At 65.5% G+C, this 16,439-nt stretch carries 16 protein-coding genes and 2 pseudogenes; 8 read left to right on the top strand and 10 right to left on the bottom strand.

The window, feature by feature from the left end; genetic code table 11:
- From hutH to Q0Q02_RS16160, 5 genes are all read left to right on the top strand, one after another.
- Positions 1–1,491, top strand: a 1,491-nt coding sequence (gene hutH, locus Q0Q02_RS16180; RefSeq protein WP_293810773.1) for an aromatic amino acid lyase, incomplete at its 5' end; no start/stop codon positions are given.
- Positions 1,492–1,493: 2 nt separating this feature from the next.
- The gene (locus Q0Q02_RS16175) at positions 1,494–2,117 is read left to right on the top strand and encodes an ABC transporter permease (protein WP_293810777.1); all 624 of its coding nucleotides are present in this window, start codon (positions 1,494–1,496) and stop codon (positions 2,115–2,117) included.
- Position 2,118: 1 nt separating this feature from the next.
- Complete coding sequence (locus tag Q0Q02_RS16170; RefSeq protein ID WP_293810772.1) at positions 2,119–2,778, top strand: ABC transporter permease; 660 nt, start codon at positions 2,119–2,121, stop codon at positions 2,776–2,778.
- Entirely contained in the window at positions 2,775–3,719 is a 945-nt protein-coding gene (locus Q0Q02_RS16165; protein ID WP_293810771.1) for an ABC transporter ATP-binding protein, read from the top strand. Before Q0Q02_RS16170 ends, Q0Q02_RS16165 begins: the two co-directional genes overlap by 4 nt.
- Complete coding sequence (locus Q0Q02_RS16160) at positions 3,716–4,528, top strand: PhnD/SsuA/transferrin family substrate-binding protein (protein ID WP_293810770.1); 813 nt, start codon at positions 3,716–3,718, stop codon at positions 4,526–4,528. Before Q0Q02_RS16165 ends, Q0Q02_RS16160 begins: the two co-directional genes overlap by 4 nt.
- A gap of 20 nt (positions 4,529–4,548) precedes the next feature.
- Here Q0Q02_RS16160 and Q0Q02_RS16155 read toward each other — a convergent pair.
- The 3 genes and pseudogenes from Q0Q02_RS16155 to Q0Q02_RS16145 all read right to left on the bottom strand — a co-directional run.
- Positions 4,549–4,647 (bottom strand): annotated as a pseudogene (locus Q0Q02_RS16155) (transposase); the annotation flags it as partial.
- A 23-nt stretch (positions 4,648–4,670) separates the two neighbouring features.
- Positions 4,671–4,976: a hypothetical protein gene (locus Q0Q02_RS16150; RefSeq protein WP_293810769.1), complete on the bottom strand. Its 306-nt coding sequence runs from the start codon at positions 4,974–4,976 to the stop codon at positions 4,671–4,673.
- 32 nt (positions 4,977–5,008) lie between these two features.
- A pseudogene (locus Q0Q02_RS16145) lies at positions 5,009–5,228 on the bottom strand (DDE-type integrase/transposase/recombinase); the annotation flags it as partial.
- A gap of 77 nt (positions 5,229–5,305) precedes the next feature.
- On the opposite strand from Q0Q02_RS16145, the gene Q0Q02_RS16140 reads away from it, so the two are divergent.
- The 3 genes from Q0Q02_RS16140 to Q0Q02_RS16130 all read left to right on the top strand — a co-directional run bounded on the left by Q0Q02_RS16140 (position 5,306) and on the right by Q0Q02_RS16130 (position 7,946).
- Positions 5,306–5,503, top strand: coding sequence for a hypothetical protein (locus Q0Q02_RS16140; protein ID WP_293810768.1), 198 nt, complete (start codon positions 5,306–5,308; stop codon positions 5,501–5,503).
- 94 nt (positions 5,504–5,597) lie between these two features.
- Positions 5,598–6,812 carry a M24 family metallopeptidase gene (locus tag Q0Q02_RS16135; protein ID WP_293810776.1) on the top strand — a complete coding sequence of 405 codons (1,215 nt, stop codon included), beginning with the start codon at positions 5,598–5,600 and terminating at the stop codon, positions 6,810–6,812.
- A 237-nt stretch (positions 6,813–7,049) separates the two neighbouring features.
- Complete coding sequence (locus tag Q0Q02_RS16130; RefSeq protein WP_293810767.1) at positions 7,050–7,946, top strand: LysR substrate-binding domain-containing protein; 897 nt, start codon at positions 7,050–7,052, stop codon at positions 7,944–7,946.
- A 45-nt stretch (positions 7,947–7,991) separates the two neighbouring features.
- Here Q0Q02_RS16130 and Q0Q02_RS16125 read toward each other — a convergent pair whose 3' ends face one another.
- The 7 genes from Q0Q02_RS16125 to glyA form a co-directional block, all read right to left on the bottom strand.
- On the bottom strand, positions 7,992–8,801 hold the full coding sequence (locus Q0Q02_RS16125) for an ABC transporter permease (protein WP_293810766.1): 810 nt from the start codon (positions 8,799–8,801) through the stop codon (positions 7,992–7,994).
- 4 nt (positions 8,802–8,805) lie between these two features.
- Positions 8,806–10,038, bottom strand: a complete 1,233-nt coding sequence (locus tag Q0Q02_RS16120) for an ABC transporter permease (RefSeq protein WP_293810765.1) — start codon at positions 10,036–10,038, stop codon at positions 8,806–8,808.
- Positions 10,039–10,040: 2 nt separating this feature from the next.
- Complete coding sequence (locus Q0Q02_RS16115) at positions 10,041–11,162, bottom strand: ABC transporter ATP-binding protein (protein WP_293810764.1); 1,122 nt, start codon at positions 11,160–11,162, stop codon at positions 10,041–10,043.
- 25 nt (positions 11,163–11,187) lie between these two features.
- Positions 11,188–12,207, bottom strand: coding sequence for an ABC transporter substrate-binding protein (locus Q0Q02_RS16110; RefSeq protein WP_293810763.1), 1,020 nt, complete (start codon positions 12,205–12,207; stop codon positions 11,188–11,190).
- Positions 12,208–12,841: 634 nt separating this feature from the next.
- Entirely contained in the window at positions 12,842–13,699 is an 858-nt protein-coding gene (gene purU, locus Q0Q02_RS16105; protein ID WP_293810762.1) for a formyltetrahydrofolate deformylase, read from the bottom strand.
- A 2-nt stretch (positions 13,700–13,701) separates the two neighbouring features.
- Positions 13,702–15,096, bottom strand: a complete 1,395-nt coding sequence (locus Q0Q02_RS16100) for an L-serine ammonia-lyase (RefSeq protein WP_293810761.1) — start codon at positions 15,094–15,096, stop codon at positions 13,702–13,704.
- Between the two features lie 74 nt (positions 15,097–15,170).
- Entirely contained in the window at positions 15,171–16,439 is a 1,269-nt protein-coding gene (gene glyA, locus Q0Q02_RS16095) for a serine hydroxymethyltransferase (RefSeq protein ID WP_293810760.1), read from the bottom strand.

Genomic DNA, 16,439 nt, shown 5'->3' with positions numbered 1-16,439 from the left:
ACAGCCCGCCTGACCATCGGCGATATCGCCGGTGTCGCCGATGGTCAGCACGCCATCGCCTTCTCCGAAGCGGCTGAGGCCCGTATCGAGGCCTCGGCGAGCGCGCTTGCCATGCTCAGCGCCGCGGGCGAACGCATCTACGGCGTTACGACCGGACTGGGCGCCGCCGTCGACACGGCGTTGCGGGCGGATGACGACGTGCAGATGCGCGTGCCGCTGGCGCGTTGCGTCGGCGTCGGCCGGGCCGGTTCGCGCCGGGAGTTGCGCGCCATCATGACGACACGGGCTGCCCGGCTCGCCCGGGGCTGTTCCGGCGCGAGCCTCGCGACAGCGCGCGGCCTTGTCAGGCTGGTCGAGCGCGACGTGCAGCCGGTCGTGCCGATGACAGGCTCGATCGGGGAAGGCGACCTCGCGCCGCTGGCCGCGATCGCAGCCGTCCTCACCGGGCAGGGTTTCGCGACTGTGGCAGGCGAGACCGTGCCGGGGGCCGTCGCGCTGGAGCGTGCCGGTCTGTCCCCGTTCCATCTCGTCGGCAAGGACGGCCTCGCGCTGGTGTCTTCCAATGCCGCTTCGGTCGGTCTTGCGGTGCTCTGCGTCGCCGATGCACGGCGGGTGCTCTCAGCCGCCGTCGCGGCCGGCGCCCTCTCCTTCGAAGCCTATCGCTGCTCGCTGAATCCGCTGTCGGAAGCAGCGCTGGCGCTGCGGCCCCTGCCAGGACAGGAGGCGGTTGCGGCGGCGATGCGCGCCCTGTTCGAGCACGGCGCCCTCGTCCAGCCCGGCATGGCCCGCCGCCTGCAGGATCCATTGAGCTTCCGCTGCATAGCCCCGGTCATGGGGGCGGCGGTCGCAGCGCTGGATTCAGCCGGCGAGATCGTCGATGCGGAGATCAACAGCAGCGACGACAACCCGGCGATCTTCGCGGAGGGGTATTCCCTGCCCAACGCCAATTTCGACACCACCCATCTGACCCTCGCCTTCGAGATGCTTGGCCTTGCCCTCGCCCGGGTCGCGGCCATGGTCGGCGAGCGGATCATGAAGCTGATGTCGCCGGCCTCCAGCGAGCTGCCGCGCTTTCTCAGCCCGATCCAGAACGGCCGCAACGGCTATGCCACGGTGCAGAAGACGGTCGCGGCGCTGGTCGCGGAGATCCAGCACAAGGCCAATCCGATGCCCGTCTTCGTCCTGCCCGTCGCCGACCGCGTCGAGGACTACGCCACGATGGCGACGGCCGTGGTCGAGAAGACCGCCGACATCGTCGCCCGGTTGCGGCTGCTGATCGCCGTGGAGCTGATGGTCGCGGCCCAGGCCGTCGACCTGCGGGATGGCATCGCGCTCGGCCGGGGCACGGCCGGCGTCCGGGCTGCCGTGCGGAGCGCTGTCGCCATGCTGACCGAGGACAGGCCCGCGACACCCGATATCGAAACGCTGGACGCGATGATCGCGGCCGGTGCGTTCGATGTCTTCGGCGGGATCCGCGAGGAGGCGAAGTGATGCTGCGCTGGGTTCCGACACATCTGCCCGATATCGCCCAGGCGCTGTGGGAGCATGTGACGCTCGTCGTCGTCTCGGTTGCGATCGCGCTGGCCATATCGCTGGTTCTGGGCGTCTACAGCGCGCGCCGGCCCGCGGTCTATGCCGTCGTGGTCTTTCTGACCGGCGCCATCTTCGTGATTCCGAGCCTGGCGCTGTTCGCGTTGCTCATCCCCTTCCTCGGGCTCGGCTTCAAGCCGGCGATCGTCGGGCTCGTCTCCTATTGCCTGCTGGCCCTCGTTCGCAACGTGGCGCTCGGCATCAGGTCGGTGCCGCCCGAGGTGCTCGATGCGGCGACGGGCATGGGCTACGATCCCTGGCGGCGCCTGCTGCGGATCGAGTTGCCGCTGGCAACGCCGCTCATCGTCTCCGGTGTCCGCATCGCCACCATCACCGTCATCGGCATCGCGACGGTCGCAGCCTATATCAATGCCGGCGGGCTCGGCACGATCATCTTCGCCGGCATCGACCAGCGCTATCCCGAGAAGATCCTCACCGGCGGCCTGCTCGCTTCCGCCATGGCGGTCAGTGCCGATTTTGCCCTGACGCGCCTCGAGCGGCGCCTGCGTCTTGGACGGGTGGCCTGAGATGTCGCTGATCGCCGGAACCTTCGCCTGGGTCGCCGCCCATTGGGACTTGATGCGGACCGCCTTGATCCAGCATGCGGAGATGAGCGTCTGGTCGCTCGGTCTCGCGCTGGTGATCGGCATTCCGCTTGCCATCTCCGTTCTGGGGCGTGAGCGGCTGGCCGCGCTCGTCATCAACATCGTCAACACGCTCCGCACCATCCCGAGCCTCGCGATCCTCGCCGCTGCCCTGCCGCTGCTCGGCATCGGCCTCGTGCCGTCCGTCGTCGCGCTGGTGGTGCTGGCTCTGCCGCCGATCCTGCTCAACACCTATGTCGGCCTGCGGGAAGTCGACGCCGATCTCGTCGATGCGGCTGCGGGCATGGGCATGACGCGCGGCCAGATCCTGCGCAAGGTCCAGATTCCGCTGGCCGCCCCGGCGATCTTCGCGGGCATGCGGACGGCCGCCATCCAGGTGATATCGGGGGCGACGCTGGCCTCCTTCATCGGCGGCGGCGGCCTCGGAGACTTCATCACGGCCGGGATCGCGGTCATGGACCAGCAGCGCCTCCTCGCGGGAGCGATTCCGATCGCCGTCCTCGCAATGGGCGTCGAAATCCTGCTGGGTTTTGCGGAGCGGCGCCTGTTCAGGGACGTGCGCGAGGGAGGCAATGCACGATGATCAGGCTGGAAGGCATCACCAAGCGCTTCGGCGCCGCCGGCAAGCCCTCGGTGGACGATGTGACCATCGAGATGCCGGAGGGCACCACGACCGCGCTCATCGGTCCCTCGGGCTGCGGGAAGACCACCACGATGCGGATGATCAACCGCATGATCGAGCCGAGCGCCGGCCGCATCTTCATCGAGGGGCAGGACGTCACCCGGCTCGATCCGGTGACGCTGCGGCGCCGCATCGGCTACGTCATCCAGCAGATCGGCCTGTTTCCGCATATGACGGTGGCGGAGAACATCGCCACGGTGCCGCGCCTGCTGGGCTGGACGAAGGGCAAGACCGAGGAGCGCATCGACGAGCTGCTGGCGCTGGTCGGGCTCGAGCCGGAGCGCTTCCGCAGCATGATGCCGCATCGCCTCTCGGGCGGGCAGCGCCAGCGTGTCGGCGTGGCGCGCGCCCTGGCCGCCGATCCGCCGGTCATGCTGATGGACGAGCCTTTCGGCGCGATCGACCCGATCGCGCGCGAGCGGCTCCAGGACGAATTCAAGGAGATCCTCAAGCGCGTGCGCAAGACCATCGTCATGGTCACGCATGATCTCGACGAAGCCATGAAGATGGGCGACCGCGTCGCGATCATGCGCGACGGGCGCCTCATCCAGTACGCGACGCCGGACGAGATTCTCGCAGCTCCCGCGGATTCGTTCGTCGAGGCCTTCGTCGGCCCCGATCGCGCGCTCAAGCGCCTGAGCCTGCGCAGCGTCGATGCGCTGATGCGGCCCGGCTCCGTCGCGGATGCTCCAGCGATAGCCAGCGGCGCTTCCGTGCGTGAAGCACTGGCGCGCCTGATCGGTTCCGGTGCCCGCAGCGTGAACGTGCACGGCGCCGACGGCGCCGTCCTCGGCCATGTCACCCGCGACGCCATTCTCGATGGAGCGGATGCGGCGGCATGAGCTGGGTGGCCAATGCCCGCATGTATGCGGTGACCGCCGACGCCTCGGCCGCCTGGGCCGAGCTTTTCGCCTGGGTCGCCCGGAAGAGCGGCGTCGATCTGGAGACGATCCAGCATCCCACGCGCCTGCCGATGACGGCGCTCTGGACGCGATCCGATCTGGGAGCCGCGTTCATGTGCGGCCGACCCTGGTCGCGGGCCGAGCCGAAGCCGGTGCCGATCGCCTGTCCCGTGCCGGCCCCACCGCGCTACGAAGGTCTTCCGCGCTACATGACCGATATCGTCGTGCGCGCCGACAGCCCCTTCCGGACGCTGGAGGATACGTTCGGCCATCGCATCGGCTACACGCTGGAGGAATCGCAGTCCGGCTTCAATGCCCTGCGCCACCATCTGCTCGGCTATCGTACTGCGAGCCGGCCCGCGCTCTACGCGGAAAGCGTCGGTCCGCTGCATACGCCGCGCGGCGTGGTCGCGGCGCTCCTGTCCGGCGCGATCGATGCCGGTCCGCTCGATTCCTATGCCTTCGACCTCATGCGCGCCGCACCGGACGATCCCGCCCACGGCTTGCGCGTCGTCGCGACCACGGCGCCGGCCCCGATCCCGTTTTTCGTCGCGTCGCGTTCCTGCCCGCCGCAGGTCATAGAAGCGCTGCGCGCGGCTTTTCTGGCCGTGGAAGAGGCGTCCGGACTTGCGGCAGTCCGGGAGCGTCTGCTTCTCAGAGGTTTCAGCCCCGTCTCTGAGCCATCGTATGATCTTCTCGGCACCTGGGATGCGGAGGCACTTGCGGCCGGATATGAAACGCCGCAATGATCCACGGGTTCGCGGTGGTGGCCGCCTCGGTTGAGGCGGTGGCGCGTGGTCTTGCCGCTGGATGCCGGGATGGGGCAGACGCCGCAGAGTTTTGCGAAGGCGGCCTCCGATCGGATCCGTTCGGGATTGTCGCCGAGAACGATCAACATCTCCGCGATCGTGCCGGTGGCGCGGCCATCAGGGCCGGCGCTTGGTGGCAAACCAACCTCTCGAGCACATCGTCGAGTTTACGGATTTCAGCGTCGAGAGCGAGCCATCGCCGAGCCAGCATGCGCAGCGCCGTCGTGGCCGAAGCCGTTGTCGAGGAGATGGGACCGGGACGCAAGGCCGCCAACGCCCGGATCAGCGTCATCGGGCCGGTGATGGCGATGAACTCTTCGCGCAGTATCTGGGGCGCATTGACGATGAGAGTCTTGAGCGTGACCATCACCTGGGTGCGGGCCTTCAACGCGGTATCGCGGGCGATCTTCAGGCTGCCCGGATAATCTCGCCATCAAAGCAGTTCCCGCGCCCGACGTCGAGATCAGGACGCCGTGCTTCCTCAACTCCGCGTGGTAGTCGAGGGAGCAGCATTGGCTGCCGCGATCTGCGTGGTGGATCAGCCCGGCGGCCGGACGCCGCACGGCAATGGCCCGGCGCAGGGCAACAACGCCAGTTCCTTGTGGAGCCTGTCGCTGGTTGCCCAGCCGACGACACGCCGGTCTCGGATCCCTGTCTCATCTGCGCTCCTCAAAAGCTACGATGAACCAGAAATCCTCCGTTCGCACTCAGCCCTGAATGATCCAATCGGCCCTGACGCCGGACAATCTGGGCAGGCCGGCCCCTTCGACCAGCGCGTTCGCCTTCATCCTGTCCAGTGCGCTTGAAAAAGCTCTCGATCACCGCATCGCCGCTCTCACCGCCGAGTTCCCGGCGCGAGCGCGGGAGGAGCGGCGTGCGGATTACGAACCCAAATTGACGGATATCGACTTCTAATTTCCAGCGCCTACGACGGCTTCCTATAGTCCGCATCGACTTCAGAACTTCTTGTTTCGGCGCGGAGGAAAACGTGAACGTTCATAGGACAGGCATGCCGAACGAGCTGCTGCGGCTGCAGAACATGCATAATGGCCAGAAGGTCGTTCCGACCTTCAGCGCAACCGAGATGAGCTGCCGCCAGGATGGGCTGCGCAAAATTCTGGACGAGCTGAAGCTCGACGGCGCCATCCTGACCTCGTACCACAACATCTGCTATTTTTCGGACTTCCTGTACTGCTACTTCGGGCGCCGGTACGCCTTCGTGGTGACGGCCGACAAGGCCGTATCGGTTTCGGCCGGGATCGATGCGGGCCAGCCCTGGCGCCGGACCTTCGGCGACAACATCACCTACACTGACTGGCAGCGCGACAACTATTTCCATGCGCTACAGCAGCTGCTGCCCGGGGCCAGGCGTCTCGGCATCGAGTTCGACCATGTCAATCTCGATCTGCGCCGGCTCCTGCAGGACGCCTTCCCGGCCGTGGAGTTCGTCGACATCGGCGCCCCGACCATGTGGCTGCGCACGATCAAGTCGGCCGAGGAGATCGCGCTGATCAAGGAGGGCGCCCGGACCGCCGACATCGGCGGCGAAGCGATCCGCGATGCCATCCGCGAAGGCGTTCCGGAATACGAGATCGCGCTCGCCGGCACGCAGACCATGGTGCGCCACATCGCCAAGACGTTCCCGCATGTCGAACTGATGGATACCTGGGTGTGGTTCCAGTCGGGCATCAACACCGACGGCGCCCACAACCCGGTGACATCGCGCCAGGTCCAGAAAGGCGACATCCTGTCGCTCAACTGTTTCCCGATGATCGCCGGCTACTACACCGCTCTCGAGCGCACGCTCTTCCTCGACCACGTCAGCGATGAGCATTTGCGCATCTGGGAGGTCAATTGCCAGGTCCACCGGCGCGGCCTCGAACTGCTCAGGCCCGGTGTGCGCTGCGGCGACGTGGCGACGGAGCTGAACGATATCTACCGGAGTCACAACCTCCTGGGCTATCGCTCTTTTGGCTACGGCCATTCCTTCGGTGTCCTGTCGCACTACTATGGCCGCGAGGCCGGCGTGGAGCTGCGCGAAGACATCAACACGGTGCTGCAACCCGGCATGGTGGTGTCGATGGAGCCGATGGTGACGCTGCCGGAGGGCATGCCGGGCGCCGGCGGCTATCGCGAGCACGACATCCTGGTCATCACCGAGGACGGGGCCGAAAACATCACCAAATTCCCGTTCGGGCCGGAACACAACATCATCAAGGCCTAAGGGCCGATCACGAGGTAACGCGGGCCTTGGTCAGACGCCGAGGTCCGCTTGCGCTCGTGCGACGATAATGCTCATATGAGGCCACGCATAATTCCTTGGAAACACGCGCAATTCCTTGGAGCGCCGTGTAGCGGCTTTCAGTCCAGTACGGCGTAGACGCCGGAAGATTGGGCATCTCTGCGGCGCGAAGGGATCGGCAACGCCCGATAAGCGCTCATATGCGTCAGAGGCTTGTGGATGCGCAGCATTCCGACCGATCTCCTTCGTGCCTTCGTAACGGTCATAGACCTGCGCGGCTACACCCGAGCCGGCGAACAGCTTGGCCGCACCCAGCCGGCCATCAGCCTGCAGATAAAACGGCTGCAGGGACTTCTGGGTATTTCCCTGTTTACCAAAGACGGCGGATCCCAGCTCAGCGAGCAGGGCGAACTGGTGGCCGGCTATGCCCGCCGGATCCTGGCGCTCAACGACGAGATGATGCTGAAACTGACCAACCGCGACAGCAAGGGTAAGCTGAGGCTCGGCATCCCGAACGATTACGCCGATCACTTCCTGCCGAAGCTGATGGCGAGCTTCGCCCGCGACGGCGCCGACATCACCTTTGATGTGGTCTGCGACCTCTCCCACAATCTGCTGGAGGGGATGCGCAAGGGTCAGTACGACATCGTCGTCGCGATGACGCCGGACGGTCCTTCGGAAGGGGCCTTCGTGACCTGGAAGGAACCGCTGGCCTGGGTCGGCGGCGCCAGCGCGCCGACCGGCCAGTCGGCGGATGCCGGCACGAAGGGGCCGCTGCGAATCGTCTGCTATCCCGAAGGCTGCCTCTACCGGCGCAACATGCTGACGGCATTGCAGCGTGACGGGCGCAGCTTCGAGCTCGTCTATACGAGCCCCAGCTTGTCCGGGCTGGAAGCAGCCGTGGGGGCCGGCTTCGGCATGACGGTGCTGGCACGCCGCATCGTTCCCTCGGCCCTGAGCATCGTCGAGCCCGCCAGCCACCTGCCGCGCCTCGCGGACGTCGTGGTCGGCATTTATGTCGGCCCCGACTGCCAGCGCTCGGCCGTTGCTCGCAGCTTTGCAGCGCGCTTCGCCGACATGTTCGTCGCGGAACAGGGAACCGCCAGAGCCGGTTGAGGCCGGGGCGACCGCCTCACCTTGACCACTGGCCTGCCCTGTTCGTCACGCCCTTCGCTGGCGCGTCAGCAGGGTCAGGACGGCGAACAGCACGATCGACAAGGCCAGGAGCAGCGTGGCGGCGGCCATGATGGTCGGGTTGATCTGGTCGCGTATGCCGGAGAACATCTGCACCGGCAGCGTGCGCTGCTCGGCCGCCGTCATGAACAGCGCCACCACCACCTCGTCGAACGACGTGGCGAAAGCGAAGATCGCCCCGGACACCACGCCCGGCATGATGTTGGGCAGCGTCACCCGGAAAAATGCGGAGGCCGGCGGGGCGCCGGAGCTGAGCGCGGCCCGTGTCAGGTTGGTGTCGTAGGTCGACAGCGTCGCCGTCACTGTGATGACGACAAAAGGCGTCGCCAGAGCCGTGTGAGCGAGCACCAGGCCCAGCCGCGTATTAGTCAGCCCGAACTGGCCGAAGAAGAGATAGCTGCCGACCGCGACAATGACGACCGGCACGATCATCGGCGAGATCAGCAGCGCCATGACCAGGCGCCGCGCCGGAAAATCGGGGCGCGAAATGCCGAGCGCCGCCAGCGTGCCGAGCGTCGTCGCCAGCACCGTCGTCAGCACCGCCGCAATGGCACTGTTGACGATCGAGTTCATCCAGCGCGCGTTGCCGAAGAAGTCCTCATACCAGCGCAGCGAATATTCCCGCACCGGCAGGGTGAAGAACGGATCCCTGGAGAAGGACAGCGGCACGATGATGAACAACGGCGCGATCAGGAACAGGAGAACGGCGACCGCCAGAGCCACCACCAGGGTGCGCGCCAGGCGCTCAGACGGCGTTGCATAAGAAGGCAGCCACATGTCGTCACCCCAACTTGATCTTGTCGGCGCCGACCAGGCGCAGGAATAGCAGGTAGATGGCGAGCGTCACGACCAGCAGCACCCCGCCGAGGCCGGCGGCCAGGCCCCAGTTGAGGTCGCGGTTGATGTAGACGGAGATGAAATTCGAGACCATCTGGTCGCGCGGTCCGCCGACCAGCGCCGGCGTGATGTAATAGCCCAGCGACAGGATGAAGGTCATCAGGCAGCCGGCCACCACGCCGGGCAGCGTCTGCGGCGCATAGACACGCCAGAACGCCGAGGACGGCCCAGCCCCTAGCGAGCGTGCCGCGCGAAGCTGGGTCGTCGGGATCGAGCGCATCACGCTGTAGATCGGCAGGATGGTGAACGGCAGTTGGATGTGCGTCATCGCCGTGACCGTCCCGATCCGGGTGAAGATGAGCTGCATCTTCTCGCTGGTCAGGTGCAGCGCCATGAGGAGATCGTTGATGACGCCGTTCGACTGCAGCAGCACGACCCATGCCGTGGTGCGCACGAGCAGCGAGGTCCATAGCGGCAGCAGCACCAGCAGCATCATGATGCCGGCGATCGCCTTGGGCGCGATGGTCAGCACATAGGCGACGGGATAGCCGAGAAGAAGCGTGAACAGTGTGACCAAGCCCGCCACGAACAAGGTTCGCCCGAGAACGTTGAGGAAGATCGCCTGGTCGCCGGCCGCTCGCTCCAGCGTCCCGTCCGGGGCCTGCCGAAGATCGAGCGCGGTGAGGAGATAGTAGGGCGTCAGCGATGCGCCATTGCGCTTGATGACGGCCCAGACATCGGGTGAGGCCCAATCCTTGTGCAACGCGACGAACTTCTCCTTGTAGGGGCCGACCTCGAACTGATCGACCATCCGGGCAGCGGAGAGCACGCGGCTGCGCATGCCGGAGATCTCATAGTTCAGCCTCTTGCCGAGAAGGGCGGCGGTGCTGCCGTCCTTGGCGGCCTTGAGATCGGCGGCGAGGGCGGCATAGACCGGCTCGTCCGGCGGTGACACCCCGTGCCAGCTCTCCAGGGCAGCCAGCGTGCGCGGCAGCACCGCGCGGGTTTCGGGATTGGCCACGGCCGTGACCAGCAAGTAGAGAATCGGTGCGAGGAAGGCGAGCACCAGGAAGGCGATCAGCGGCAGCGCGAGCGAGAAAGCCGCGCGCCGCGCCGGCCGCTCGGCCCGGCGGACGGCCATGAAGACGTCAATGCGGTCGATATCCACGACACTCACGGTCATGCCTCCAGCAAGCGGCACGACGACACGCAGCATTCGAGCACGACATCGTCCCCCGATGCGAAGGATCGCGACCGGCTGGCCGGAATCCGGGCAGTCACGAGCTGACCGCCGAGGGCTTCTACCGTCAGCCGCATATGGTCACCCAGGAAAAAGACCTCGCGCACCTTGCCAGCGAAGCGGTTGACGTGGGGGCGGTCGCCCGCGGCGGCAAGCCCGATGTTTTCGGGCCGAACCGACATCGTCACCTTGCCGTCGGCGCCGACGGCATCCGTCCCGGCGGCGCGGAAGGTCGATCCGTCGCCCATGCGGATCACGGCGACATCGCCCTCGGCGCCAAGCCGGGTACAGGGCACGGTATTGTTTTCACCGATGAAGGAGGCGACGAAACGGTTCGCGGGTTCGTTGTAGAGCGTTTCGGGGTCGGCCAACTGTTGGATACGTCCGTCGTGAAACACCGCGATGCGGTCCGACATGGTCAGCGCCTCCGATTGGTCGTGGGTGACGTAGACCATGGTGATGCCGAGCGAGGTCTGCAGCTGCTTGATCTCGATCTGCATACGCTCGCGCAACTGCTTGTCGAGCGCCCCGAGCGGCTCGTCCATCAGCACCAGAGACGGCTCGAATACGAGCGCCCGCGCCAGGGCGACGCGCTGCTGCTGGCCGCCGGAGAGCTGGGCCGGGCGGCGGTTGCCCAAGGCATCGAGGCTGACGCGGCCGAGCGCCTCCTGCACCTTCTGCTGTGCCGCAGCTCCCTTAATGCCGCGATAGCGGAGCGGAAATGCCACGTTCTCGGCCACCGTCATGTGGGGGAACAAGGCGTAGTTCTGGAACACGAAACCGATGTTGCGCTTTTCCGGCGGCAGACGCTCGACGGGCTTGCCGTCGAGCGTGATGTGGCCAAGGGTCGGGCGCTCGAAGCCGCCGAGCATCATGAGCGTGGTAGTCTTGCCGGAGCCCGAAGGCCCCAGCATGGTTAGGAATTCGCCGCGGCGAACGTTGAGATTGAGGTCCTTCACGACGAAGTTGATGCCGTCATAGGACTTCTTCACGCCCTCGAAGCGAACGAGAGCATCGGCCGGAACATCTGCCACAACAGAGACTTTTTGAGAAAAATTCACGGACGCGCTCCTCCACACGTTCGTTTTACTGAGCGAGCCAGGTCGTAAACCGCTTGCGGAGCTCGTCGCCGTTATCGGCCCAGAAGGCATTGTCCAGCGTCAGCGACGCCGTCAGGTTCTCGGGGCTGGTGGGCAGGTTTTTGGCGTCCTTCGGCGCCACGAATTCGGCGGACGACTTCCGCACCGGGCCGTAGGGAATGTACTTGGTCAGGCCGGCCAGGACCTTGGGTTCGACCGCATATTTGATGAAGGCGAGCGAGGCGGCCGAGTTCTTGGCACCTTTCGGGATCACCCAGAAATTGGAATCGAGGATCTGGTTGTCCCAGACGATGCGGAAGTCCTTGCCTTCCTTGTTGGCGTTGTAGACGCGGCCATTCCAGGCAGTGGTCATGACGACCTCGCCCGACGCTAGCAGCTGCGGCGCCTGCGCGCCCGCTTCCCACCACACGATACTCCCCTTGATCGTGTCGAGCTTGGCAAAGGCCCGATTGACGCCTTGGGGCGTCGCCAGCGTCTTATAAACCTCCGAGGGCGGCACGCCGTCAGCGAGCAGAGCGAATTCGAGATTGGTTGCCGGATTCTTCCACAAGCCGCGCTTGCCGGGATATTTCTGCGTGTCGAACAGGTCCTTGATCGTGGTCGGACCATTGGTCAGCCTGGCCCCGTCATAGGCGAGCGTCGTCGCATAGACGATGGTGCCGACGCCGCAGTCGGAAGTCGTGCCACTGATCCAGTCCGCCTTCGGGCCGACGGCCGACCAGTTGATCTTCTCGAAGATGCCCTCGTCGCAGCCCTGCAGGAGGGTAGGCGCGTCAACGTCGACGACATCGACGGTGGTGTTGCCGGACTCGATCATGGCCTTGATCTTGGCGATTTCGCCACCGTATTCCTGCTCGCTGACCTTGATGCGGGTGGCGGTGGCGTAAGGCTCGAACAACGCCTTGCGCTGCGCTTCTTGGTATGCGCCGCCGAAGCTCATGACCGATAGGGCATCTTGTGCCAGAGCCGGCTTCGTGCAGAGCGGCGCAAGCGCGAATAATGACATGGCGAGCATTCGCCCGGCAGCGCGATATCCCATTTTCACCACTCCCATTTTTCGGTTGAAACGTCCGGCCTTAGTTTGGTTTTCTGAAGTCCCCGGCCACGTTTGGACGGTAATTTACGGTGGAGATCGCGGCAAATAAGTACATCGCATGGCTCCATGAGGAATCACTATCGGCGGCCCTGCAAGCTGATGATGGCCAGAAACAACACAGAGCCAACAAGCAACGGCCGGAGCACAACGTAAATACCGCTCAGATATAGTTCGGAGCGATCAGCGCTAAGGCCGCTTATATTGTACCAAAAGCCCCTAATCTAACAGGCTTACTACCTTGTTTAACGCTACGCTTTGCAATAAATTTCTCGAAAGCAAGATATTCCATACCCGGACCAAAACGAGCATCGTCATCGAAAACTGACGACTCCGCTTCAACACGCTACGACAAGCTCGCCCGGAACCACCTCTCAGCCGCCTTATTCGCCACCACATGCACATACTGGCTCAATTGAGCCCGGATCCTAGGCGGCGCCTCCCTCCGGGCATGCTCATACGCGGGAACCCTTCGCCTCTCGCGCCGACCAGCAGCTCTCCTTGCAAGCTGAGCCCGGATGCGTTGCCTATGCCGTGTTTGGAGCGCCTATTTCCCGAAGATGACGGTCCTACTGCCGCTGAGCATCACCCGCCGTTCGAGATGGAGTTTGACGGCGCGGGCGAGAACGCGCGATTCGACATCGCGGCCGATCGCGACGAGATCCTCGGCGGTATCCGCGTGGCTGACCCGGGCGACGTCCTGCTCAATGATCGGACCTTCATCGAGGTCGCCGGTGACATAATGGGCGGTGGCGCCGATCTGTTTGACCCCACGCTCGTACGCCTGATGATAGGGCTTGGCTCCCTTGAAGGCAGGCAGGAACGAGTGATGGATGTTGATGGCGCGGCCCGAAAGCCTGCGTGAGAGGTCGTCGGACAGAACCTGCATGTAACGGGCGAGAATGACGGCCTCGGCACCAGTCTCGTCGAGGAGCGCCAGCAGGGCGGCCTCCTGCGCTGGTTTGGTCGCCGGCGTGATCGGCAGATGGACAAAGCGGATGCCCGCCGCCTCGGCGATCGTGCGGGCCCCTTCGTGGTTCGAGACGATGGCGGCGACCTCGGCCTGCAGCCAGCCAACGCGGATCTGATACAGCAGATGCAGAAGCGCATGGTCGAACTTCGAGACCATGGCGACGATGCACGGTCGGTGGGAAGCGTCGGCAATCCGGAACTCGAGACCGAACCGCGCGACGGCCGGACCAAGCGCCTGTTCCACCGCCTGCCCGGTCAGACGGGCTGGCCCGACAAAGGCGACGCGCAGGAAAAAGCGATCTGTGCCCCGGTCCCAGTGCTGGTTCGTTTCGATGATGTTGCCATCGAGCTCGGCGATGGTAGTGCCGACGGCAGCGATGATTCCCGGCAAGGGAGCGCTGGTGAGCGTGAGGATGAAGGAGCTATCCGACATGTTCAGCACCCCGGCAAGTTGACGGCGAGACCACCGGTCGAAGTCTCCTTGTACTTCACGCTCATATCGAGGCCGGTCTGGTGCATGGTCTCGATGCAGGCGTCGAGGGGGACGACATGGATGCCGTCGCCACGGAGCGCGAGTGAAGCGGCCGCGACGGCCTTGATGGCGCCGAGCCCATTGCGCTCGATGCATGGAACCTGCACGAGGCCACGCGCCGGATCGCAGGTCATGCCGAGATGATGTTCGAGCGCGATCTCGGCGGCGTTCTCAATCTGCGCATTGGAGCCGCCCAGCGCGGCACAGAGGCCGGCAGCCGCCATCGCTGCCGCGGAACCGACTTCTCCCTGGCAGCCCACCTCGGCGCCGGAGATCGAGGCATTGGTCTTGATGATTCCGCCAACGGCGGCGGCGGTCAGCAGGAAGTCGCGGATGCCGTCGTGAGAGGCGCCGACGCAATGGTCGCGGTAATAGCGGATCACCGCGGGCACGACGCCGGCGGCGCCGTTGGTCGGCGCGGTCACGACACGGCCGCCCGCCGCATTCTCCTCGTTCACCGCCATCGCGTAGACCGACAGCCAGTCATTGACGGCATGCGGCTGGACGGCATTGCTGCCGCGCTCGGCAAGCAGCGTCTGATGGATGGCGCGGGCGCGGCGTCGGACCTTGAGGCCGCCGGGCAGCGTGCCGTCGGTGGCGAGGCCGCGGTCGATGCAAGCGTTCATCACCACCCATAGGCGATCGAGACCTGCATCGAGCGCGGAATCGCCGCCAGCCGCTTCGTTCGCGCGCTTCATCGCGGCGATGCCAAGACCGGAAGCCTCGCCCATGGCCAGCATCTCGGCAGCGGTGGCGAAGGGATAGGGCCGGCTGACCTCGGCGTCGCTCCCCTTCAGGCCCGTATTTCCGAGTTCGCGTTCGGTCAGGACGAAGCCGCCGCCGATCGAATAATAGATCTCGGACAGGTAGAGATTGCCGACAGCATCGAAGCTGCGCAGGACCATGCCGTTGGCATGGCCGGGCAATGGCGGGCCGTAGTCGAAGACGACGTCCTTGTCCGGATCGAAGGCGAGCGGACCGAGACCCGGGATGTCGATGCTGCGTGCGACTTTAAGAGCGGTCACGCGGCATTCGGCTTCCTCGGGATCGAGAGTTTCCGGCCGGTAGCCGAGAAGACCGAGGACGACGGCGCGGTCGGTGGCGTGGCCCTTGCCCGTGAAGGCAAGGCTGCCGTGCAGCGATGCCTCGATCCGAACGGGGACACGGCAGCCGGGCTTGCGGCCCTTGTCCTCGCGGAGGGCGTCGAGGAAGCGGGCTGCGGCGAGCATCGGGCCCATGGTGTGCGAGCTCGAAGGGCCGACGCCGATCTTGAAGATATCGAAGACGCTCAGGAACATCGGGCTCTCAAAGGTGCGGATCGCGGGAGCGGCGTGCACCGCTCTCGGGCGAGATGAAGGTGGCCGGCACTCCGTCAGTCAACGTAGATCGGATGGGCGGCACAGAGTCCGTGGACCTCGGCCAGCACCTCGGCCTCGACGGCCGCATCGCCTTCGGGCCCGGCGGCAGCGAGTGCATCCACCACCTTGAGAGCAAGCGCGCCGATGCGGGCGAATTCAGCCTCGCCGAAGCCGCGGGTAGTGCCGGCGGAGGTTCCGAGGCGGACGCCGGAGGTGACGAACGGCTTCTCCGGGTCGAACGGAATGGCGTTCTTGTTGCAGGTGAGGCCGGCGCGCTCCAACGCCCTCTCGGCATCGCGACCCTTCACCCCCTTCGGGCGCAGGTCCACGAGCACCATGTGAGAATCGGTGCCGCCGGAGACGATGTCGAGGCCACCGGCCTTCAGCGCCGCGGCCAGCGCCCGGGCGTTGGCGATGACGCGGTAGGCATAGTCGCGGAAGGACGGCTGCAGCGCCTCGCCGAAGGCCACCGCCTTGGCGGCGATGACATGCATCAGCGGGCCGCCCTGGTTGCCCGGAAACACGGCGGAGTTGAGCTTCTTCGCCAGTTCCGCGTCGTTTGTCAGGATCAGGCCTCCGCGCGGCCCACGTAGGGTCTTGTGGGTGGTCGAGGTCGTGACGTGGGCGTGGGGCACCGGATTGGGATAGAGACCTGCGGCGATCAGGCCGGCATAGTGAGCCATGTCAACCATCAGCCAGGCCCCGACCTCGTCGGCGATGGCCCGGAAACCAGCGAAATCGATCTGGCGCGGATAGGCCGAAGCGCCGGCGACAATGAGCTTCGGCCGGGTTTCGAGCGCACGGGCGCGGACGGCCTCCATATCGATCAGTTGGTCGGCCTCGCGGACCTGATAGTCGACGACATCGAACCATTTGCCGGACATGGTGACCGGCGAGCCATGGGTCAGGTGTCCGCCATGAGCGAGCGACATGCCCATGATGCGGTCGCCCGGCTGCAGCAGCGCGAGGAACACGGCCTGGTTGGCCTGGGCACCTGAATGCGGCTGGACATTGGCATAGGCCGCACCGAAGAGCTGCTTGACGCGTTCGATCGCGACGATCTCGACCTCGTCGACATATTCGCAGCCGCCGTAATAGCGTTTTCCGGGATAGCCCTCGGCATATTTGTTGGTCAGGACCGAGCCTTGGGCGATCAGGACGTCACGGGAGACGATGTTCTCCGAGGCGATCAGTTCGATCTGGTTCTGCTGGCGACCGAGCTCACGGCCGATGGCGGCGGCGACGGCCTCGTCGGAGAGGCGGGAGGCGGCGATATCGAGCAT

This window comes from uncultured Allobosea sp. (assembly GCF_945956895.1).
GTDB lineage: Bacteria > Pseudomonadota > Alphaproteobacteria > Rhizobiales > Beijerinckiaceae > Allobosea.
This window is presented reverse-complemented; position numbering and strand designations above follow the sequence as displayed.

Coding starts and splice junctions, on each gene's coding strand:
- Q0Q02_RS16170 (WP_293810772.1), top strand. CDS start 2,119: ATGTCGCTGATCGCCGGAACCTTCGCCTGGGTCGCCGCCCATTGGGAC.
- Q0Q02_RS16165 (WP_293810771.1), top strand. CDS start 2,775: ATGATCAGGCTGGAAGGCATCACCAAGCGCTTCGGCGCCGCCGGCAAG.
- Q0Q02_RS16160 (WP_293810770.1), top strand. CDS start 3,716: ATGAGCTGGGTGGCCAATGCCCGCATGTATGCGGTGACCGCCGACGCC.
- Q0Q02_RS16140 (WP_293810768.1), top strand. CDS start 5,306: ATGATCCAATCGGCCCTGACGCCGGACAATCTGGGCAGGCCGGCCCCT.
- Q0Q02_RS16135 (WP_293810776.1), top strand. CDS start 5,598: ATGCCGAACGAGCTGCTGCGGCTGCAGAACATGCATAATGGCCAGAAG.
- Q0Q02_RS16130 (WP_293810767.1), top strand. CDS start 7,050: ATGCGCAGCATTCCGACCGATCTCCTTCGTGCCTTCGTAACGGTCATA.
- Q0Q02_RS16125 (WP_293810766.1), bottom strand. CDS start 8,801: ATGTGGCTGCCTTCTTATGCAACGCCGTCTGAGCGCCTGGCGCGCACC.
- Q0Q02_RS16110 (WP_293810763.1), bottom strand. CDS start 12,207: ATGTCATTATTCGCGCTTGCGCCGCTCTGCACGAAGCCGGCTCTGGCA.
- purU (WP_293810762.1), bottom strand. CDS start 13,699: ATGTCGGATAGCTCCTTCATCCTCACGCTCACCAGCGCTCCCTTGCCG.
- Q0Q02_RS16100 (WP_293810761.1), bottom strand. CDS start 15,096: ATGTTCCTGAGCGTCTTCGATATCTTCAAGATCGGCGTCGGCCCTTCG.
- glyA (WP_293810760.1), bottom strand. CDS start 16,439: ATGCTCGATATCGCCGCCTCCCGCCTCTCCGACGAGGCCGTCGCCGCC.